This window comes from Campylobacter iguaniorum, from assembly GCF_000736415.1.
GTDB classification, from domain to species: Bacteria; Campylobacterota; Campylobacteria; order Campylobacterales; family Campylobacteraceae; genus Campylobacter; species Campylobacter iguaniorum.
Genome location: NZ_CP009043.1, coordinates 1,516,925 through 1,537,832 on the forward strand (window position 1 = coordinate 1,516,925; position 20,908 = coordinate 1,537,832).

The 20,908-nt window shown below is 35.8% G+C and carries 17 protein-coding genes; 4 read left to right on the forward strand and 13 right to left on the reverse strand.

Going from position 1 to position 20,908, the window contains the following annotated elements; translation table 11 throughout:
- Nucleotides 1-11 precede the first annotated feature (11 nt).
- Nucleotides 12-1,634 (forward strand): asparagine synthetase B family protein, encoded by a 1,623-nt coding sequence (locus CIG1485E_RS07695; protein ID WP_051870954.1) that lies wholly within the window; start codon nucleotides 12-14, stop codon nucleotides 1,632-1,634.
- Nucleotides 1,635-1,687: 53 nt separating this feature from the next.
- Nucleotides 1,688-2,680 carry a UDP-N-acetylglucosamine 4,6-dehydratase (inverting) gene (gene pseB, locus CIG1485E_RS07700; RefSeq protein WP_038455178.1) on the forward strand — a complete coding sequence of 331 codons (993 nt, stop codon included), beginning with the start codon at nucleotides 1,688-1,690 and terminating at the stop codon, nucleotides 2,678-2,680.
- A gap of 261 nt (nucleotides 2,681-2,941) precedes the next feature.
- Here the strand turns inward: pseB and CIG1485E_RS07705 are convergent, their stop codons facing one another.
- The 13 genes from CIG1485E_RS07705 to exbB all read right to left on the reverse strand — a co-directional run bounded on the left by CIG1485E_RS07705 (nucleotide 2,942) and on the right by exbB (nucleotide 17,447).
- Entirely contained in the window at nucleotides 2,942-4,501 is a 1,560-nt protein-coding gene (locus CIG1485E_RS07705; protein WP_038455180.1) for a flagellin B, read from the reverse strand.
- A 63-nt stretch (nucleotides 4,502-4,564) separates the two neighbouring features.
- Entirely contained in the window at nucleotides 4,565-4,735 is a 171-nt protein-coding gene (locus CIG1485E_RS09470; protein ID WP_156412529.1) for a hypothetical protein, read from the reverse strand.
- A 227-nt stretch (nucleotides 4,736-4,962) separates the two neighbouring features.
- A complete protein-coding gene (locus CIG1485E_RS07710) occupies nucleotides 4,963-6,516 on the reverse strand; it encodes a flagellin B (protein ID WP_038455182.1) in 1,554 nt (517 codons plus the stop codon).
- Between the two features lie 194 nt (nucleotides 6,517-6,710).
- A complete protein-coding gene (locus CIG1485E_RS07715) occupies nucleotides 6,711-8,717 on the reverse strand; it encodes a motility associated factor glycosyltransferase family protein (protein WP_038455184.1) in 2,007 nt (668 codons plus the stop codon).
- Nucleotides 8,718-8,788: 71 nt separating this feature from the next.
- Entirely contained in the window at nucleotides 8,789-9,463 is a 675-nt protein-coding gene (locus CIG1485E_RS07720; RefSeq protein WP_038455186.1) for a hypothetical protein, read from the reverse strand.
- 137 nt (nucleotides 9,464-9,600) lie between these two features.
- A complete protein-coding gene (locus CIG1485E_RS07725) occupies nucleotides 9,601-10,947 on the reverse strand; it encodes an anaerobic C4-dicarboxylate transporter (RefSeq protein ID WP_038455188.1) in 1,347 nt (448 codons plus the stop codon).
- 182 nt (nucleotides 10,948-11,129) lie between these two features.
- A complete protein-coding gene (aspA, locus tag CIG1485E_RS07730) occupies nucleotides 11,130-12,554 on the reverse strand; it encodes an aspartate ammonia-lyase (RefSeq protein ID WP_038455190.1) in 1,425 nt (474 codons plus the stop codon).
- Nucleotides 12,555-12,819: 265 nt separating this feature from the next.
- Nucleotides 12,820-13,473 carry a potassium channel family protein gene (locus CIG1485E_RS07735; RefSeq protein WP_038455192.1) on the reverse strand — a complete coding sequence of 218 codons (654 nt, stop codon included), beginning with the start codon at nucleotides 13,471-13,473 and terminating at the stop codon, nucleotides 12,820-12,822.
- Nucleotides 13,470-14,798, reverse strand: coding sequence for a TrkH family potassium uptake protein (locus CIG1485E_RS07740; RefSeq protein ID WP_038455193.1), 1,329 nt, complete (start codon nucleotides 14,796-14,798; stop codon nucleotides 13,470-13,472). The genes CIG1485E_RS07735 and CIG1485E_RS07740 overlap by 4 nt, the downstream gene beginning before the upstream one ends.
- A complete protein-coding gene (locus tag CIG1485E_RS07745) occupies nucleotides 14,798-15,808 on the reverse strand; it encodes an AI-2E family transporter (protein ID WP_038455195.1) in 1,011 nt (336 codons plus the stop codon). Before CIG1485E_RS07745 ends, CIG1485E_RS07740 begins: the two co-directional genes overlap by 1 nt.
- A gap of 93 nt (nucleotides 15,809-15,901) precedes the next feature.
- Nucleotides 15,902-16,645 (reverse strand): energy transducer TonB, encoded by a 744-nt coding sequence (locus CIG1485E_RS07750; RefSeq protein WP_038455197.1) that lies wholly within the window; start codon nucleotides 16,643-16,645, stop codon nucleotides 15,902-15,904.
- Nucleotides 16,642-17,031, reverse strand: a complete 390-nt coding sequence (gene exbD / locus CIG1485E_RS07755; protein ID WP_038455199.1) for a TonB system transport protein ExbD — start codon at nucleotides 17,029-17,031, stop codon at nucleotides 16,642-16,644. Before exbD ends, CIG1485E_RS07750 begins: the two co-directional genes overlap by 4 nt.
- Nucleotides 17,028-17,447, reverse strand: a complete 420-nt coding sequence (gene exbB, locus CIG1485E_RS07760; protein WP_038455201.1) for a TonB-system energizer ExbB — start codon at nucleotides 17,445-17,447, stop codon at nucleotides 17,028-17,030. Before exbB ends, exbD begins: the two co-directional genes overlap by 4 nt.
- A gap of 219 nt (nucleotides 17,448-17,666) precedes the next feature.
- On the opposite strand from exbB, the gene cfrA reads away from it, so the two are divergent.
- Together cfrA and CIG1485E_RS07770 are read left to right on the forward strand one after the other, a co-directional pair.
- The gene (gene cfrA, locus CIG1485E_RS07765; RefSeq protein WP_038455203.1) at nucleotides 17,667-19,769 is read left to right on the forward strand and encodes a TonB-dependent ferric enterobactin receptor CfrA; all 2,103 of its coding nucleotides are present in this window, start codon (nucleotides 17,667-17,669) and stop codon (nucleotides 19,767-19,769) included.
- A 146-nt stretch (nucleotides 19,770-19,915) separates the two neighbouring features.
- Entirely contained in the window at nucleotides 19,916-20,692 is a 777-nt protein-coding gene (locus CIG1485E_RS07770) for a sulfite exporter TauE/SafE family protein (RefSeq protein ID WP_038455205.1), read from the forward strand.
- The last annotated feature ends 216 nt before the right edge of the window (nucleotides 20,693-20,908 follow it).

The following is a 20,908-nucleotide window of genomic DNA, read 5'->3' on the forward strand; positions in this document are numbered from 1 at the left end:
TCTGCTCTTTAATGAAAACTCTCTGCGAAAATTTAAACGTAATCTTTGATAAATTTGTAACCTTAGGTAACACAACTATATTTTTTGATGAAGATATTTATAACAAGCAATTTTTGGGCGATAAAATTTGTGGTAATGCTAAAAATAGTGGTGAAATTTTACTTCAACTTTATGAAAAATATGGCTCTGATTTTTTGAGTCAGCTAAATGGGAATTTCGCCTTTTTGATCTACGACAAAGACGCAAATTTAGCATTTGGTGCGAATGACACTCTTGGTGCTAAGCAGCTTTTTTACTATAAAAAATCTGGCAAATTTATATTTTCAACCAGCATAAAATCGATTTTATCAGCTCTTAATCACACTCCAAGCCCAAATTTAAAAGCCCTTGATAGCTATCTTAGTTTTATGAAAACAACAAGCTACGAGACGTTTTATGAGGGTATTTTTTGTCTTAATGGGGGCGAGTATTTTAGGCTAGAAAATGGCAAATTTGAGATAAATAGTTTTGAGAATTTGCGTGGTATTGATGAGATAAATTTGGATTTTGAAACGGCTTCAAAAAAGGCTTTAGATTTGCTAGCTAAATCGCTAAATTTAAGAGTGGCAAGTAGCCAAAATCCTTGTTTTTTGCTCTCTGGCGGGATTGATAGCTCCATGATTTGCGCACTTTATAAGCAAATTTATGGTGGTAAATTTGATACATTTAGTCTTGGATTTGATGAGTTTAAAAACTACGATGAGAGTGCTGCGGCTTTAGAAAGTAGTAGATTTCTAGACTCAAACTACCACCAAATCACGTTAAATAAAAGTGATTTTTTAGATATTTTGGATAATTTTTTTGAGATTTTTGATGAGCCAATTGCTGATAGCGCATGTTTGCCACTTTATCATTTAAGCAAAAAAATCACGCAAAACGGCTTTTGTGAGGCGTTTAGTGGCGAGGGCGGTGATGAGTGTTTTTTAGGATATAGGTTATACTTTAGGGTGCTTGAGTTTTATCAAAAAAGCCTATCCAAGCAAGATTATCCGCCCATCAGCAAGGACTATGAATATCTAAGGCGGAAAGAGCTAGGACTACCAATATATGGCTCTTTTGGGGAGGTTTTTACGCATTTTGGTAAGTCGCATTTGCTAAAAAACTACGCCTTAGGCGAACCGCTAAGCGAGTATAAAAATGACTACACAAATTTACGCCAAATGAGTTATATTGACTTTAAAATTTGGACTGGCGTGGCGATGAGTAAAACAAGGCAAATCGGCGTCAAAAACGCTCTAAACTTTAAAACGCCGTTTTTGGATCTTGATTTGGTTAAATTTAGCCTAAGTTTGGCTGATAGCACGAAATACCAGCATTCTACCAAAGATATTTTAAAATTTATAGCTAAGGATTTTCTGCCAAAAGAGATCATAGAACGCAAGAAAAAGGGCTTTAGTTCGCCATTTATGGAGTGGATTTTAGCTGAATTTGGCAAAACGATAATAGATGAAATTTTAAGCGTAAATAAACTTATACCACTTTTTGATGAAGAATTTGTCAAAATCCTCTACCAAAAAGCCACTCAAGGCAGATTCAAACAGCACCTTTACTCGCTTTTCATCTTTGCAAAGTGGTTTAAGAAAAATTACATTTGACGATTTTTAAATAAATCTAAAATTTGGTATAATCCAAATAAAAGGAATTTTCAATGTTTAATGGCAAAAATATACTGATAACTGGCGGAACTGGGAGCTTTGGTAAAAAATACACAAAAATCCTACTAGAGAACTACAAACCAAACAAAATCATCATCTACTCACGCGATGAGATGAAACAATACGAAATGGCAAGCGAATTTAGCGACAAATGTATGCGTTATTTCATAGGCGATGTCAGAGATGAAAGACGCCTCCAAACCGCAATGAACTCTGTGGATTACGTCATTCACGCTGCAGCGATGAAGCACGTGCCAGTGGCTGAATACAATCCAATGGAATGTATCAAAACCAACATAAACGGCGCTCAAAACGTCATAAATGCGGCGCTAGCAAATGGCGTCTCTAAAGTCATTGCCCTTAGCACAGACAAAGCTTGCAATCCAGTCAATCTATATGGCGCGACCAAGCTAGCTAGCGACAAGCTCTTCATCGCTGCAAACAACATCGCAGGCAACAAGCCAACTCGCTTTAGCGTCGTAAGATATGGCAATGTCGTAGGAAGTCGTGGCTCAGTCGTGCCACTGTTTAAAAAGCTAATCGCTGGGGGCGAGAGAGAGCTGCCTATCACAGATGATAGAATGACTAGATTTTGGATTACGCTTGAAGATGGCGTTAAATTTGTTCTTAAAAACTTCGCTAGAATGCAAGGCGGAGAACTTTTCATCCCAAAAATCCCATCTATGAAAATGACCGATCTAGCCCGTGCTATGGCGCCTGATCTTGGCATCAAAATCATAGGTATTCGCCCTGGAGAAAAACTCCATGAGATGATGATAAGTAAAGATGACGCACACCATACTTATGAGTTTAGCGATCATTACGTTATCACACCGTCAATTCAGTTTGTAGCAGAGCCAAATTTTGGCATAAATTTATTAGGAGAAAATGGTATAAAAGTAAATGATGAGTTTGAATATAGCTCAAATACAAATAGACAATGGCTTGATACAAATAGCTTAAATAATATACTCACAAAAATTTAATTAATTCAAAAATAAATATCCCCAAAAAAAAGGGGATATCGGACTAAAGAGTTTTGGTAAGTGTGAGATTTTCCCAAAACGAACCTACCAACATTTTGGGAATGTGTCTCTTAATAATAGCTCTTAATTATTATAACTTTAAGACATTCTCAAAGAAACAACCTTAACGTCGTAAAGCGGCTAAAAAGCTACTTTACTCGCGTAGAGACGTATTAAAACTATTGTAATAGTTTTAATACGTTTTCAAGGAAATGCTTAAAGTTATTGTAGTAACTTTAAGACATTTTGTTGTACCGCATTAGCTTGGCTCATTGCATAACTTCCTGATTGGGCTAATATATTATATTTAGAGAAGTTTGCACTCTCTTCAGCGAAGTCAACATCACGGATTTGGCTTTCTGCACTCTTGACGTTTACTTGAGTTACGCTAATGTTATTAATAGTGCTTACTAGTTGGTTTTGTACAGAACCTAAGTCAGCTCTAATGCTATCAAGTGTTTTTTGAGCTGATTGAGCTACATCTATCATAGCTTGAGCTCCGGCAAATGTATTAACGCCACCCGATTGATCGGTTGCCATTTCTCCACCTTTGAAAAATCCCATAGCTTTAGCTATAGCACTTGAAATAGTTCCTGAGTTCATATATTTCAAATTTACAGAAGCTTGATTGTAAGCTATCGAAGCGACAGAAACAGTTGAAATATTTGCTGCAGTAGAGAAAGTAGCAGACATACCACCCACAGAAAGACCATTTATACCTACTTTTATATCTCTAGCATCTTGTCTTGTAAAAGTAAGCTGACCAAGATATACACCACCAGCGCCACTACCGACTACTGCTTTACCACCAGCTATGCTAAATCCACCCACAGAAGAAGCATCTATACGTATAGCCCTGCCATCTTTAGCAGCTAGAGTTAGCTTGCCATTTTCTATACTTGCTTCTATGCCTGTTTCATCTTTGACTTTATTTATGGCAGCAGTTAAGATATTTCCCTCATCTCCAGCTTTTATAGTAAGGTCACCTATAAGAACGCCATTTATTCTAAGGTCTTTTATAGTACCAGCTTGAACTCCAACTGACATAACTTGAGTATTATTTACACTAGCCTTTACTCCGGTTAAATCCGATATAGCATTTATTTGATCGGCAACTGCTTTAAAGCCATCTACTTTTAAAGTATCAGCATCTATAGTTTTAAAAACATAACCAGCTGGATATCTATCTATACCACTAAGCTTCACCGTTAAATCAGTTAATGCACTAATCGCTGAAGCAACTGCGTTTTGAGTAGTTTCAAATCTAGTATGACCTATAGAATTTGATCCTGTAGCACCTATGCTTACTTTTGCAGTTTCATTTGAATATGAGCCGATTTGAAACTCTTTATTGCTGAAGCTTCCATTTAGGAGTTGTTGACCGTTAAAACTAGTAGTACTTGCGATATTATCTAACTCTTCAAGTAGTCTTGAGATGTCGTTTTGTAGCGCACGTCTTGAGTCACTGCTTTGACCATCTTGAGCTGCTTGGATAGATTTGGTTTTGATAGTATCAAGGATTTTTATTTGCTCATCCATAGCTTTATCTGCTGTTTGGACGATACCTATTGCATCGTTTGCGTTTTTGACTGCTTGTCCAAGACCGCTTGCTTGGCTTCTTAGAGAGTCTGCGATACTCATGCCAGATGCGTCATCTGCTGCTGTTTGGATACGAAGTCCTGAGCTAAGACGACCAAGAGAGCTGTCTAAGCTACGGTTATTTACCACCGCATTTGTGTGGGCGTTCATAGCCGCTATATTTGTGTTGATTCTAAAACCCATTTTTAGTCCTTTAAAATAGTTTGGACTAATAAAGCAAAAGATGTTCCAAAATTAAAGAATTATCTACTCTTCAAGTAAATTCACTATAAGTTTTATGATTATATCTTTTTGGCTTGGTTCGCTTTTAGCAGTCATCAAAGCTATGGTGGTAAGGGCATTATCGTTTATTTTTAACTCATTATTTGGTTTATAAAGCAATGAGTTTTTAGACAAAAACAAGTTAAACTGTCGCAAAATTTATGACAACTGAATTTCTATCTAAACTCCTTATCACTAAAAACATTATTGATATGCTTACCTATTATTTTTGAGTATTTTATCACAATGAGATTACTAAGACAAGCGAATTTTAAGAGAGGAAAAAGGGAGAAATTTAAAAAGCCGGAGTTGCCTCCAGCTTCGGATTTATGATTTAGATTATTGTAACAATCTTAATACATTTTCAAGGAAACAACCTCAAACTACTGAAGTAGTCTAAGAACGTTTTGTTGTACTGTATTAGCTTGGCTCATTGCATAGCTACCACTTTGAGCTAAGATGTTAAATTTAGAGAAGTTTGCACTCTCTTCAGCGAAGTCAACATCACGGATTTGGCTTTCTGCTGATTTAACGTTTACTTGAGTTACGCTAATGTTATTAATAGTGCTTACTAGTTGGTTTTGTACAGAACCTAAGTCAGCTCTAATGCTATCAAGTGTTTTTTGAGCTGATTCAGCGACATCTATCATAGCTTGAGCGCCTGCGAAGCTATTTACACCACCTGATTGAGCTGTAGCTGTTTCACCACCTTTAAAGAATCCCATAGCCTTAGCAATATCAGAAGCTATAGTTCCTGAGTTCATATATTTCAAGTTTACAGAAGCTTGATTGTATGAACTTGACGCAACAGACGCAACAGAAATAGATGCGCCAACAGACATACCAGAAGAAGACATTGCTGAAAGACCGTTTATACCTATTTTGATATCTCTAGCATCTTGTCTAGTGAATGTAATTTGTCCTAAATATGTTTTACCAGCACCCGTACTAGCAGTAACTTTACCACCAGCTATACTAAATCCACCAAGAGATGTTGTATCTACGGCAATAGCTCTACCGTCTTTGGTGGCTAGAGTTAATTTACCATTTTCTATACTTGCTTCTACGCCAGTTTCATCTTTTTTCTTATTGATAGCAGCTGCTAGGACATTGTCGCTATCTCCAGCTTTTACAGTTATATCACCTATTAAGACACCATTTATAGTTAAGCCTTTTATAGTACCAGCTTGAACTGCTACACTCATAACTTGAGTATTGTTTACACTAGCTTTTACACCTGTTTGATCAGATATAGCATTTACTTGATCAGCTAATGCTTTATAACCATCTTGTTTTAAAGTATTAGCATCTATAGCTTTAAATGTATATCCGCTAGGGAATCCATCTATACCACTTAATTTTACAGTAACAGAACCAGCCAAACTTGTTGTGACAACAGTATTCATTGTAGTTTCAAATCTAGTATGACCTATAGAGTTTGAATCTGTAGCACCTATGCTTACTTTAGCTGTTTCGTTTGAGTATGCACCGATTTGGAATTCTTTATTGCTAAAGCTTCCGCTCAATAGTTGTTGTCCGTTGAAACTTGTTGTTTTAGCTATGTTATCTAGCTCTTCAAGTAGTCTACTGATGTCGTTTTGAAGTGCACGTCTTGAGTCACTGCTTTGACCATCTTGAGCTGCTTGGATAGATTTAGTTTTGATAGTATCAAGAATCTTGATTTGCTCATCCATAGCTTTATCTGCTGTTTGAACTATACCGATTGCGTCGTTACCATTTTTGATAGCTTGACCAAGACCATTTGCTTGACTTCTCAAGCTGTCGGCGATACTCATACCAGAAGCATCATCTGCTGCTGATTGGATTCTTAGACCTGAGCTAAGTTTTCCAAGTGAGCTATCAAGGTTACGGTTATTCATAACTGAGTTTGTGTGTGCAGACATCGCAGCGATGTTATTGTTGATTCTAAATCCCATTTTAAATCCTTTTAATTTGAATTATCTTTTAGCGTCCTTGCTAAAAAGTTATTAGATATATCGGAGTGGTTTTGAAAATGTTTATAGATGAATGAGGAAATTTTAGATTTTTTGGGGTTGATTTTAGATTGTCAAGTTCGTTTCACTCACTCGCAATGACGCTTAAATTTGTCATTGCGAGATTAAAATAAAAGCTAATTATCACCCATCCAGTCTTTAGACGCTTCTTTTAGTCTACCTAGTGCAGCGTCTATGCTTCCTGCTAGACTAAAAAACCAGTAGCTTTGGCATGAAACCCACTCAAAAAGCTTATCGTTCTTTTCATCTTCATTATCGACTCTTCTAGCAGATATTACAGCAAGCTCTAGTTCTTGGTGTAATAGCATAGAGCTACAAACGGCGTAATATACTGATAGGAACATTGGTTCTTTGTATGTTTTTTCTTTGAGTGCATCTATATCAAAAGAAATTTGTTGTAGTTTCATATAATCGATTTTATCTTTTTGATCTTTGGCGATCAACTTTTTATCTTTTTCTATCTCTTTTGCTATCTTTAAAAACATTTTTTCACACTGTTTTTGTAGTTTTTCACCATATTTCAATACACTTTTTAGGTATCTTTTAGTTTTTATCAAACGCAATTCTTGTTGTTTTGGTGTTAATTTTGGCACAGTAGCGAATTTCTTTTTTATACCAGCTTTTATGATTTCGTCTGCTTTTTGTTTAAATGGAACTTCTATGGTGCCTTCTATCCTAGCGCCACCTTCTGTGCAGTTATATACTGGATATTCTCCATTTGCTCTTTTTAAATTTGCTATAGAATGCTCGAAATATGTCCTAAATACATTCCAAGTGGTCGTAGTGGCTATCTCGCCGACGCCACCGTATTTTGTCGTCATAATCTTTTCGCGTTTAGTTGGATCTATTTCGGTAGATTTAAAAATATGACCTTTTGAATGGCTAGAACCATCTTCACCAAAAGCCAAATCCTGACCGATAAGTATGATATCGTCACATTCTAAGACTTGAGCTACGTTAAAAGCCATGTGAGCTGCACTTTGACCCCCACCGATATATCCAAAAGTATAATCCTTAAAACTCATTTCATAAGCTAGTGGTCTAAGCGCGTAACAAACCTCTCTACCTTTTAAATTTGCCACAGTATCATCATGTGTAAGTGATGCTACAATAAATATAATACCATTATCGAAGTCGCTTACAGGCTCACTAAAAAATTTTGATGTCGCTGGAACTCTCTCGATAGATGTAACATAATCAGGCTTGATACCGTACTTTTTAAGCACTGGATAGCTCGCATCAACTGCTATTATGGTTGTATATGGGGCTAATTTTTTAAGCATGGGGAGCTGTTTGGCAAGAGATGGACCAGTAGAAACTATAACTGCTGATTTACACTTTTTTTTACGCTTATCAATAATACGTTTTAAAGGAACTCCTGAAAAGACGTTTGGCAAATGTTTTGTAGTATACTCCATACCTATAAGATTGTCTTTAGAGTCATTGCCACGCTCTTTTATCGCTTGGGAAATAGCTCTTGCCATTTCTTGATTTATCGTAAGTATATTATCTTTATACTTATCTTGTGCGTAATAGTCATTTATAATATGAAGGTTATACAATCTTAAACTATTAAATATATCTGGAATTCTGCATATAATATACAACTCTATAAACTTAACCATATCTGCTTTAAGGATGATTAACCTATCTTTGAAAATCTCTTGTGAAAAATCAATCAAACTAAGAGCCGCGTACAAAATCTCAAGTTCTGGCTCGAATACAATGATTTTTGCGTGAGAGGGATTGGCTAATAATGATTTTAAGAAAATTCCATTACCTATACCGTATATAAATATCGCTTTGTGGCGACTATATTCTTTTTCAAATTCTATAAGCTTTTTTTCTACATCTTTGGCTGGGCTTTCGTATAGATACTCTTTAGTTTCTAAATTTACTATATTTATATCAAGCGGATCTTTACCCATGAATACACCAAATTTGGTATTTTCTTTCAGCTCGAAAAGCTCAGTAGCTGTATCTATAGCATAAGGCATAATGGATACGATGTTTCTATCTAGCGTGGTTATCTCTTTTTTGGTTGCTATTTTGTCTGCGAGTTTGTCGTTTAGCTCTTTAAATTTAATCTCATCGGGCGTTAGTTTTCTAGCTTCTTTTTCCATATTTTTCCTTATATAAATGTATAACTATTTGGTATTAGATCGGCAAAGATAAGATTTTATGAAAGGTTTATCTATCCTTTTAAATTTACAACTTCAAATCCGTATTTCAAGTCGCTATTTCCTAAAAACGCCACAGTTCCTTGCATATTTTTATCAAGGCTAAAAGTAGCTTCAAGCTCTTTTTGGCTTGTTTTTAGGCTGACTTTGGCGCCGTCTTTAATCTTAGCAGCCATAGCAAAGTACATTCCGCCTCTAAACTCATCAAATTTAGGGTGAGTAAATACAACTCCGCCATCAAAGCTCTCAAGCTCGCTAAGCTCGTTTAATTCGCCATTTAGGCTGATTTTTTCTCCGCTTAAATCCACGATATCAAAGCCAAATTTCATACTTAGTAGATTTAGCATTTGCTTGGTTTGTGAGCCATTTGTGCTAAAAATCTCATCGCTTACGACGCAAACTTTTGTATTTTCTATAAATTCGCATATTTCTGGGATTTCTTCTTCTCCGATGTTGCTCTCGCCACTCAAATATCCCTCGTCAAGGTCATCAAAAAACTCATCATCAAGCAAGTTTTTGCATATCAAAGCTAATGTGTAGCTCATAGCACCGATCTCGCATTTGATAAATTTAGCATTTGCCAAAGCATCTTTTAGAGGGCTGATGACTAGTATTTCATCATCTTTATATACGTTTGCTAAATTTGGAGATTGAAAAGATAAAATAGTTGCTAGACTTAGGATTTTCATGAAATTGCCTTAAATTTAAATTTGAAAGATTATAACTGAAATTTGTTTATGAAATGCTTTTAAAATAGTATGAAAAAATGGAGTAAATTTGAGTATAAATATAGCCACCTTGCTAGGCAAAGTGACTATAAATTTGTTTATGCAAACATTGGAGCTATTAAAAATCCAAGTGCTACAGAAATAGCGATAGCTAAAACACCTGGGACTAAGAATGCATGGTTGAATATGTATTTTCCAAGTCTAGTTGTACCTGTATCGTCCATTTGAACTGCACCAAGCAAAGTTGGGTAAGTTGGAAGAACGAACAAGGCTGAAACTGCTGCGAAGCTAGCAACTAGCATATAAGCGTCGCCTGGGTTTGCTGCACTGATACCAAGAGCTGCAACTGCAACTGGAGTTATGGCTTTTGCAGTAGCTGCTTGAGAGTATAGAAGCATAGCTGCAAGGAAGAAAACAACTGCAAGTAGAGCTGGAATTGCTTTAACCCAGTTTTCAGCTAGACCTTTAATCTCGTTTGTGTAACCACCAACAAATGTATTACCAAGCCATGCAACACCAAGAACGCACACACAAGCTACCATACCGCTTTTAAATACGCTACTTTCGCCTATTTTGCCTACTTCGATTTTGCAAAGCATAGTGATAAATGTAGCCACACCAAGCATAAAGCTCATGATAGCTGCGTCACGTGGAACGATTACGTTTTCTATAAATACTGGTTTGCCACCGATTTTTGAGATAGCAGTTGCGTATAAAACAACAAGTAAAACGCCGATCAAGAATATACCAACAGATAGTTTAGCACCTGGTTTTAATTCAATATGTTGAGCGCCTTTTGGTGGGTTTACAAGACCTGCTGCTAATCTTTCTTGATAAACTTTGTCTTTTGAAAGATCAAGATCTGTGATAAGAGTCATGATAAAAGCTGTAAGCATACAAGCTGCAAATGTAGTAACTATCCAAATACCAAGTAGTAGTGGGTAACTCCAACCAAGTGGCTCTAAAACACCACTCATATAAACAACTGCTGCTGAAACTGGGCTTGCTGTAATTGCTATTTGAGATGCGACAACAGCTATACTAAGTGGTGAGCTTGGTTTGATGTTTTGCTCTTTTGCAACCTCAACGATAACAGGAATCATTGAAAATGCTGTGTGCCCAGTACCTGCTAAGATAGTTAAGAAATAAGTAACTGTCGGAGCTAGGTAGTTGATGTGTTTTGGGTTTGAACGCAAGATTTTCTCTGCGATTTGAACCAAATAATCAAGACCGCCAGCAAGTTGCATAGCTGAAATTGCAGCAATAACAGACATGATGATAAGGATAACATCCCAAGGAATGCTACCTGGTTTCATACCAAGGCAAAGCCCCAAAATAACAACGCCTAGACCACCAGCGTAACCTATGCCTATACCGCCAAGTCTGATACCTACATAAATGGCACCAAGCAAGACTATTACTTGTAAAATCAACATAATGTCCATGAATTCTCCTTATTTATACTACCTAAACTAGATAGCATTTGTGTATTTAGCTTGTGACTAAATTTTTTACGATACTAAGTTTGCTTAGCTGGCGCTTTAGGCGTCAGCTTTTGCAAAATGGTTTTTTATTCCAAATTTTTGCCGCCAAACGCTCATTTAGAGCCTTTGGCTTTTGCAAAAATTTAATTTTTAAATTTACTTTTATCTTCACTTGTCATATGTGGGTTCAACATATTTTCTGGGCGAAGAATATCGTTGATTTGATCTTGGGTTAAAAGACCTCTTTCAAGTGCGATAGCTGAAACGCTTTTACCAGTAGTTAGAGCTTCTTTAGCTATGCTTGCACTGTTTTCATAACCGATATATGGGTTAAATGCTGTAACAATACCGATTGAATTATAAACAAAATCAGCACAAACTTTCTCATTTGCAGTGATTCCATCGATACATTTTGTAGCTAGAGTTTTGCAAGCTTTTTTAAGCATAGCAATTGAATTAAACAAGCTGTAAGCTACAACTGGTTCAAATACGTTTAGTTCTAATTGACCGCCTTCGCAAGCTAGAGTTACAGTAATGTCGTTTCCGATAACTGAGAAGCAAACTTGGTTTACAACTTCAGGGATAACTGGGTTTACTTTACCTGGCATAATGCTTGAGCCTGGTTGCATTTTTGGTAGATTTATCTCATTTAATCCACATCTTGGACCACTACTTAAAAGTCTTAAGTCGTTACAAATTTTACTTAGTTTTGTACTAACTCTTTTTAATACGCCTGAAATTTGAACGTAAGCACCAGTATCTTGAGTAGCTTCTATAAGGTTTCCAGCTGTTATAAATGGACGTTTTGTAACTTCTTGAAGTTTTGTCTCAACTACTTTTGGATAGTCTGGGTGAGAGTTGATACCTGTACCGATTGCTGTACCACCAAGATTTATCTCGCGAACTAGGTTTCTAGCTTCTCTTACTCTATCGATATCTTCGCCAATCATGATAGCAAATGTTTTAAACTCTTGACCAAGAGTCATAGGAACTGCATCTTGAAGTTGAGTTCTACCCATTTTTAAAACATCTTTAAACTCTTCAGCTTTATTTTCAAAGCTATTTTTTAAGATATGCATAGCTTCAGTTAGCTCGCAAAGTCTCTCATATATAGCTACTCTTAGAGCTGTTGGGTAAGCGTCGTTTGTACTTTGGCTTAGATTTACGTGGTCGTTTGGATGGCAGTATTGATACTCACCTTTTTTGTGACCCATCATCTCAAGTGCGATATTTGCTATAACTTCGTTAGCATTCATATTTGTACTTGTTCCAGCGCCACCTTGTATCATATCGACGACAAATTGGTCATTGTATTTACCGCTCATTACAGCATCGCAAGCATCGCAAATAGCGTTTTTGATTTTTGCATCTAATAAGCCTAAATCAAAGTTAGCTAAAGCTGCTGCTTTTTTAACTTGAGCAAGTGCAACTATGAAATTTGGAAAATTGCAAAGTCTTTCATGTGTAATATTGAAATTTTCAACTGCTCTAAATGTTTGAACGCCATAATAAACGTTGTCAGCAATCTCTAATTCACCTATAAAATCGTGTTCTTTTCTAGTACCCATTTTGTTCTCCTTTGAACTATGAAATCAGAGAAAATCGTATCCTAGAATTATTAAAATTAGCTTAAATAAATAATTAAGCCGTATAACAATGGACTTAACGTATTCTTAGAAAAAAAATTTATTGCGTAAATTTATCAAAAAAATATTTTATCGATAAAAAATATAATAATCCGAATACTATTTAAGCTAAATATAAAAATAATGTTACTAAAAGTTGCACTTTTTGAGAAAAACTTAATCTTTACTTAAACAAATTTATTTTTGATTAAGCTAAATTTAATAAAAATTTTTGGGTCTGCGCTACATTTCCAAGCAATAAAATAACATCACCCTTGCATAATACTAAAGAATTATTCACACTATTTTTCCACTCATCATCTCTTTTTAGAGCTATTATATTTATGTTTGGTATAGTTTGATTTGAAAACTCTTCTATAGTGATATTTGCATATTTAGAAGGTATTTTGTATTTTATGATTTTCATTGTATTAGTTATGTCTATGAGTTCTACTTTTGGGTTTGTAGTAATACCTTTAACAAGTCTGTTTGCTGCGTCTCTTTCTGGATATATGACTCTATCTGTGCCTATTTTTGATAGTATTTTACCGTGAATTTGACTATGGGCTTTAGCCATAATCTCCTTTACGCCAATCTCTTTTAGAGCCATAACTGTAAGTATGGACGCTTCTATATTTTCACCAATGCTAACTATAGCTGTATCAACCTCATTTATACCAGCTTCTTTTAAAGAGAGTATATCTGTCGTATCTATGATAAATAAATTTTCGCAGATATTTTTAAACTCTTTGAGCTTATCTTCGTTTTTATCTATCGCGATGACTTGTTCTTCATTTTGTAATAGATCAAGGGCGACTTGAGAGCCAAATTTACCAAGCCCAATTACTGCGTAAGTTTTCATAATACAACTCCTTCTTGTGGATATTTTATATTTATTGATTTGCTCTTTTTAAGTATAGCCATACTAAAAACCAAAACCCCAACCCTACCCATAAACATCAAAAGTATAATATAAAGCTTGCCAAACTCACTAAATTTAGCCGACAGTGATAAGCTTCCACCATCTCCCACGCTCACTCCAACAGTACCAAAAGCCGAACAAATCTCAAAAAGCAAGCCTAAGAAAAATGAGTTTGTCTTATCATTTGTTGCACTCAAAATCATAATAGAGACAACTATATATAATGTAGCTATAATAAATATCAAAAAGGCTTTTTTGACTATAGCTTCTGGTATTTCTCTTTTAAAAACGACTGGATCTTTATCTCTTAAAGAGCAATAAGCATAAATAAGCAAAACCGCTACAGTAGTGACCTTTATACCTCCAGCAGTACCACCAGGAGCAGCGCCTACTATCATAAGCAGTGATGAGAAAAACAAACTTTGGTCGTTTAAGGTACTAAGATCTATAGTGTTAAATCCTGAGGTTCTTAAATTTACAGAAGCAAAAAATGTAGTCAAAAACTTACTAAAAACATCATACTCGCCAATGCTTTTTGGATTATTCCATTCAAACACTAGCAAAACAAATATTCCAAGCACCAAGCAAATAGCCGTCGCTATCAAAACTATCCTTGTATGAATGCTGATTCTTGAGCTTTTTTTATAAAAGTTAAAACACTCACTAAGCACTAAAAATCCAAGCCCACCAAAGATTATCAAAAAGCAAATTGTCAAATTTAGAACAAAATTATCTCTATAACCCATTAAGTTATACTCAAATATACTAAATCCAGCATTGTTAAAGGCTGAAACTGAGTGAAAAATCCCAGCCCAAATAGCTTTTGTTAAAGACATATCAAGCATAAAATTTAGCGTCAAAAGTACAGCTCCGACCAGCTCTATACAAAGTGTAAATATAAAAATTTTCTTTAGATATTTGATAAGACCTTGCATAGTCGGATAATCAAGCGACTCTTTTAAGGTCATTTTACCTTTGAAATCCACTCTTTTGCCTATCAACAAAAACAAAAATCCAGCCAAACTCATATACCCAAATCCACCAGCTTGGATAAGCAAAAGTATAATGCCTTGACCATAAATACTAAAATCAGTTGCCGTATTTGCCACGATAAGCCCAGTCACACAAACTGCCGAAGTAGCAGTAAAAAGCAAATCTATGAAAGCAATCGGTCTTACACGCATTACATCAAAGCTCAAAATAACAGCTCCTAAAAAGGCTAGTAAAACGTAGCTTATTAGGATAGTTAAAAAGATTTTATTCATTAATCCGCTTTATTACTCAGCAAAATGGCTAAAAATTTGGTCTTTGGATTTTCATTTAGGGCGATTTTTATACTCATTGTTAAAGGAACTGCTAAAAACATACCGCCAATTCCAAGCAAAAATCCCCAAAAAAGCAGGCTTAAAATAACCACCAAAGTCGAAATCCCAAGCCCTGAGCCAAGAAATTTCGGCTCTATGAAATTTCCTATAGCAATATTTACTATAAGATAGATCGCACTTAGCCAAACCACTGTGCTAAGGTCGTTTGCGATGAGTGCCATAAGAAGTGCTGGAATAGCTGCTATGATAGAGCCGATAGTTGGAATGTAATTTAGTATAAATGCCACAACCGCCCAAAGTGGCGCATAAGGCACACCAAAATAAACTAAAACTCCCCAAAGTATCAGTCCAGTTGCGATAGATGAAACTGTTTTTATCGCCAAATATCTTTTTAAATTTGATATGAAGTTATTTACTATGTCGTGGGCTGAATTGTGTTTTTTAGAAAAATACTCGACCTTGTCTTTAAAAACTTGAGTTTCAACAAGCATAAAAATCACAAGCAAAAACACCAAAAACGACTTGGTAACTATCTCGCTAGTCTGCCTTAGCACAGTACTTGTGGTCGCAAATATTTTATTCGTATCGATACTATCAATCACAAAGCTATTGATTTTAATGATTTCATAAGAGTTTAGCCACGCCACAGCCTCATCCATGAAAGCTTTAAGCTGAGCTTGATACTCTGGCAAAGATGCGCTAAAACCGTTTAGTGCGACAGATACCACACTACCTAAAAACCAAAGCACAAGGATAAAAGCCGATATAAGCATGATAAAAGCTAGGCTTTTACGCACTTTGAGTCGCTCCATAAATCCAAGCACCGGAGAAACGACGATCGCTATAAAAACTGCTAGCAAAAATGGAACCATAATAGCCGAAGCCGCGCTCAGTCCAGCTGCGATAATCACAAAACTCGCAACAGAAATTAGCATAAGTTGGTATTTCAAATTTAATCCTTAGGCAAAAGAAAAATCCTATCCATATTCGCCTTAACAACTCATAAATTTATAAATATTTCCAAATTTGACTTACTTTTTGAACTACTTCAAATCATAGACTATAGGGACTTCTAAGCGTATATCTTTATCCAAAATCGGGAAATCTTTTGACGCGGTTTTAATGGTCTGCAAGGCGCTTTCATCAAGCACGTCGTGGCTGGAGCTTTTTTTGATTTTTAAATCTTTTAAAACACCGTTTTTTTGCCATAAAAACTCTACCCAAACCTCGCCGCTAAGCCGCATTTTTCTAGCTTTGCGTGGATAAAATCCAGCTTCATCGATAGCCATTTTTATCTTTTTTAGCCTTTCATCGTTTGTTTTGCCATAAGTTAGAGTTTGGGGTAAATTTGAAGTCGTGGCTGGGGAGGGCAAATTTGAGCTTTGGGCTGGATTTGCAGCTTGAGTTTGAGCTAAATTTGAAGCCTTGGTTTCTTCTATTTTTGGCGTATCTTTAAGCATGTCTTTTGGTTTTTCTGGATTTTTACTAGGCTTTTTTATCTCTTTTTTAATATGCTTTTTTATAGGTTTTTTGGGTGGCTCTTCTTTTTTGATCTCTTCTTTTATTGGCTTGAGATTTGGCTCCATAGTTTTTGGCTCTTTTGGTTGTGAGCTTGCTACAAACTGAGCTATTTGCATAGAAAAATTCTCATTTTGAAGTTTAATTGGTTCCAAAACAACCGCATTTGCACTTTGGTAAATAAGAAACAAAGTCAAAATGCTAATAACCAAACTTATATAAAACGCTTGAAATTTATGCGTCCAAAACGGCAAAAATAGGCTTTTCATTGCTCTTTACTCGTGATGATTTGAAACTTTTCATGCCCTTTTAGTTTTAAGGCATCGACTATGACTACAAAACTATGAAATGTCGCATTTTTGTCGCTTTTTAGCTCCACTAAAGTATCTTTGTGTAAATCCATTATTCTATCTTTTATTTCGCCCTCGCCCTGCTCCTTGTCATCTATAAAAAACTTGCTCTGACTATCAATAACTATCAAAAGCCTATCTTTTTCATCCTCCATTTTCACAGATGACTGTCCGCTTGGCAGATCTACTTTGATTTTGCCCTCAGCCACGAAGCTAGAAATGCTTAGCACAATCGCTAGCAAAACTAGGATTATATCGATAAAAGGAACTATGTTTAACCCCTCATTTTTTGGTAGTTTTATCATAATTTTGCTTTGTATTTGTTGGCTATCAAATTTACCTTTCTAAGCAAGGCATTGTAAGCTATAAGCGTAGGAATAGCCACAAAAAGCCCAAGAGCAGTAGCTTTGAGCGCCAAAGATAGACCAGAAACGACTGATTTAACATCTATATTTCCAGCTAAGCTCATATCGTAAAATGTTATCATAATTCCGATAACCGTTCCCAATAATCCAACATAAGGAGCATTAGAATATATGATGTAAAGCGTCGTCAAATTTTCGCTCAAACTATCTTCAAATTCATCTTGGCTTTTGTAATTATCAAGATTAATTTTCCTAAAAAATAGCAATCTTTCTATAACACACCAAAGCGCTATAAATGCCATAATACCAAGTATTGCAAAGATACTTAAATCAATATATTCTTTTATGAGTTCCATTATTTTCCTTAGTTAAATTTGCCGAATTATACAAGAACAAAAATAAATTTATAATTAATATCAATTTGTTTTTTACTTGATTTTATTTGATAATTAATATTAAAATAAAATCTATAAATTTAATTTTGATAGTTACTACCAAAATTCAGTGGATATTAAATAAATTTACAATAATATTCGCTTTATCAAATCAAATTTATAAAAAATCAAAGGGAAAAAATGCGTAAATTTACCAGCAAAAGCTTTGTTTGCGTACTCGCAAGTTCTTGTATTATGACAAATTTAGTAGCGAATGATAGCGCTACTTTAGACAAATCAGTAATCAGTGCAAGCGGGTTTGCTCAAGACATCAAAGAAGCTCCAGCGACCATAAACGTGCTAACTCAAAATGAACTCCAAAGCAAACCATACCGTGACGTCGCAGAAGCCATCTCAGACGTGCCTGGCGTGGATCTATTTGCTAGCAAAGGCAAAACAGGCACATACAATATCACAATGCGTGGAATTACTGGTTATACGCTGATTTTGATAGACGGCAGACGTCAAGGCGTGGGTGGCGAGATCGGACCAAACGGCTTTGGCGAGGTCGGCTCAGCACTTTTACCACCACTCTCATCAATAGAGCGAATAGAAGTCATCAAAGGCCCGATGAGTACACTGTATGACTCTGAAGCACTTGGTGGCGTGATAAACATCATCACCAAAAAAGTCAGCAATGAATGGCACGGCTCAGTAAGCTTGGACGCCTTGATACAAGAAAATAGCGACTGGGGCAATACTTGGGGGCAAAGCGTGTTTTTAAATGGTCCGCTTATTGAGGACAAACTAGGTCTTAGCCTAAGGCTCAAAAACTCCTACAGACAAGCCTCAGATGTGACCTACTCCACTCCAGATGGCAAGCAAGTTGATGCCACTCAAGCCCAAAGCCCAACCAAGGCAAACAACTACAACATCGGAGCTAAATTTGATTATTTAGTCGATGATAAAAACACGCTCACATGGGATATCGACTACAGCCAAAACCACTACAACAATTCAAAAGGTCAGCTTGGCACTCTTACTGCTCCTGGCAAACAAGCTGGATCTCTCACTGGTGGATATACCGATAAAATGGATATAAAAAAGCTTGTAACCTACCTTGCTCACGAAGGAGATTATGATGATTTTAGCCTAAGTTCAGCACTACAATACAATCGCGTGACAAATAACGGTCGCGAGGTCGTGGGTCAAAAAACTCAGCCGTTTTTAGGCGAAAATAGAGATATAAAAGCTGAGGATTTCATCGCCGATACAAAGAGCGTTTTTAACGTCGGCTCATCAAACACATTCACACTTGGCGCCGAATATCGCCTTGAAAAAATGCACGACAAAATCGCAAATCCAACTAGCTTTGATCAATATATGCTTGCATTTTATGGCGAAGATGAGATAAGCTTGAGAGAAAATTTACTCCTAACACTTGGTGGAAGATATAATTACCACGAAATCTTTGGCAACAACTTCTCTCCAAGAGCCTATTTAGTCTATATTCCTACAGATGAAATCGTGCTAAAAGGCGGCGTCTCAACTGGCTTCAAAGCTCCTTATGCAAACCGCTTAATAGCTGGCGAATACAACTTCAGCGGTCAAGGCAAAATCCCAGTATATGGCAATCCAAACTTAAAAGAAGAAACATCGATCAATTACGAGCTTGGCGCAAACTACGATAATGGCGTATTTAATGCAGGCTTGACTGGATTTTTGACTAAATTTAAAGACAAAATCTCTTCAAGAAAATATGCGAAAAATGAAAGCATTCCAAGTATTGGAGTTTGCACGGCAGATAGTTGCTATCAAGCAATAAACCAAGGCGAAGTCGAATATAAAGGGCTTGAAGCAAGCGTTGGGCTTAAACCTACATCAAATTTAGATCTAAATTTAGGCTGGACGTATCTTGATACCAAAGTCAAAGAAAGTAGCTCACCAGAAGAGATTGGCAAGCCAGAAGTCGGCAGCTTAAAGCACAATCTAAGCGCAAAAGCATCATACAAAATAGGCAAATTTACGCCATGGATAAAGGGCGAATGGCAAAAAGACAGATACATGGGCGATACTAACATAGACCGTGAATACTACAAAGATATATTTTTAGCCTCTCTTGGCGCACGTTATGACTTTAGCAAAAATTGGAGCTTAAATTTAAGCGTTCATAATCTCTTTGATAAAGACTTCACAGATAGCTTCGAGAGCTACACTAGTGGTGGCAGCACAAGCTGGGTCAATGCGTACAATAGAGTAGAAGAAGGCAGGAGATATTATTTGCAAATCACTGGCAATTTTTAAGCTAGTTGGCTCGCTGTTTTGGTGAGCCGATTAGTCAAATTTAGTCTAAATTTAGCCCAAATTTAATCCAAAATCTGCAAAATATAAGCAAATAATATGCAAATATGGTGTAAAATCAGCTTTTAAATTTGTTAAAAGAGTGGATTATGGAATTATCTTATATATTTATTGGTATTGTCTCAGGGGTCGCTTCTGGGCTTTTTGGGATTGGCGGCGGTATGATTATCGTGCCATTTATGCTTACTATTGGATTTAGCTCTCATCACGCCATAGCGATCTCTGTTTTTCAGATGATGTTTTCGTCGGTTTTTGGCTCATTTATAAACTACAAAAAGAAAAATTTAAATCTAAAAGACGGCGTTTTAGTCGGTATCGGTGGGCTTTTTGGAGCTAGTTTTAGCGGCGTGATAGTAAGAATGTTTTCAGACGTGGCGCTTACTGGCGCGTTTTTATGTTTGAGTATAATATTTTTCTTAAAATACGCATTTGATGTAAAAAACGTCGTCAATCAAACTCAAAGAAATGAGCTACAAAAACGCATTATTTTGGTTGGGGCTGGAGCTGTGACTGGGGTTTTTGCTATATCTTTAGGCATCGGTGGCGGACTACTTATAGCACCGATTTTGGGATATATGCTAGGATTTGATAGCAAAAAAGTCGTGCCTATATCTCTGTTTTTTGTGGTATTTGCATCTTTTTCAGGTACGATTTCTTTCATAAGCTCTGGAGTTATAAACAAAGATATCATAAATGCTGGAATTACTGTTGGAATTTCATCTATGATTGGCGTTGTTATAGGCATAAAAATCATAGAAAAAATGCAACTTAAAGCTCACAAAAAAGTGCTTCTAAGCGTATATTTGCTATCGATAATTCTCACATTCATAGGACTACTAAGAAAATTAGAGATTTTAAATTTTTAATAAACAAAACTATTTCATAGATACGCAATAAAATTAAAAAATAAAATTTAATTTTTATAAATTACTGATAACCACTATAATCTAAAAAAATATTATTAATATTCCTTTAGTAGCCATTTTCTACGCAAATTCTGACTGCAAATTTAAATCAAATTTATAGAATTTTTTGATAATCTATACCAAAAAATACCTCTCAATATAATTATGATAATTGCT

Bases quoted from the DNA above. Each gene is read 5' to 3' on its own strand.
- CIG1485E_RS07695 (WP_051870954.1), top strand. From the start codon at position 12: ATGAAAACTCTCTGCGAAAATTTAAACGTAATCTTTGATAAATTTGTA.
- pseB (WP_038455178.1), top strand. From the start codon at position 1,688: ATGTTTAATGGCAAAAATATACTGATAACTGGCGGAACTGGGAGCTTT.
- CIG1485E_RS07725 (WP_038455188.1), bottom strand. From the start codon at position 10,947: ATGGACATTATGTTGATTTTACAAGTAATAGTCTTGCTTGGTGCCATT.
- exbB (WP_038455201.1), bottom strand. From the start codon at position 17,447: ATGGAACTCATAAAAGAATATATTGATTTAAGTATCTTTGCAATACTT.
- aspA (WP_038455190.1), bottom strand. From the start codon at position 12,554: ATGGGTACTAGAAAAGAACACGATTTTATAGGTGAATTAGAGATTGCT.
- CIG1485E_RS07770 (WP_038455205.1), top strand. From the start codon at position 19,916: ATGGAATTATCTTATATATTTATTGGTATTGTCTCAGGGGTCGCTTCT.
- CIG1485E_RS07705 (WP_038455180.1), bottom strand. From the start codon at position 4,501: ATGGGTTTTAGAATCAACACAAATATAGCGGCTATGAACGCCCACACA.
- CIG1485E_RS07735 (WP_038455192.1), bottom strand. From the start codon at position 13,473: ATGAAAACTTACGCAGTAATTGGGCTTGGTAAATTTGGCTCTCAAGTC.
- CIG1485E_RS07715 (WP_038455184.1), bottom strand. From the start codon at position 8,717: ATGGAAAAAGAAGCTAGAAAACTAACGCCCGATGAGATTAAATTTAAA.
- cfrA (WP_038455203.1), top strand. From the start codon at position 17,667: ATGCGTAAATTTACCAGCAAAAGCTTTGTTTGCGTACTCGCAAGTTCT.
- CIG1485E_RS07740 (WP_038455193.1), bottom strand. From the start codon at position 14,798: ATGAATAAAATCTTTTTAACTATCCTAATAAGCTACGTTTTACTAGCC.
- CIG1485E_RS07710 (WP_038455182.1), bottom strand. From the start codon at position 6,516: ATGGGATTTAGAATCAACAATAACATCGCTGCGATGTCTGCACACACA.
- CIG1485E_RS07750 (WP_038455197.1), bottom strand. From the start codon at position 16,645: ATGAAAAGCCTATTTTTGCCGTTTTGGACGCATAAATTTCAAGCGTTT.
- CIG1485E_RS07720 (WP_038455186.1), bottom strand. From the start codon at position 9,463: ATGAAAATCCTAAGTCTAGCAACTATTTTATCTTTTCAATCTCCAAAT.
- exbD (WP_038455199.1), bottom strand. From the start codon at position 17,031: ATGATAAAACTACCAAAAAATGAGGGGTTAAACATAGTTCCTTTTATC.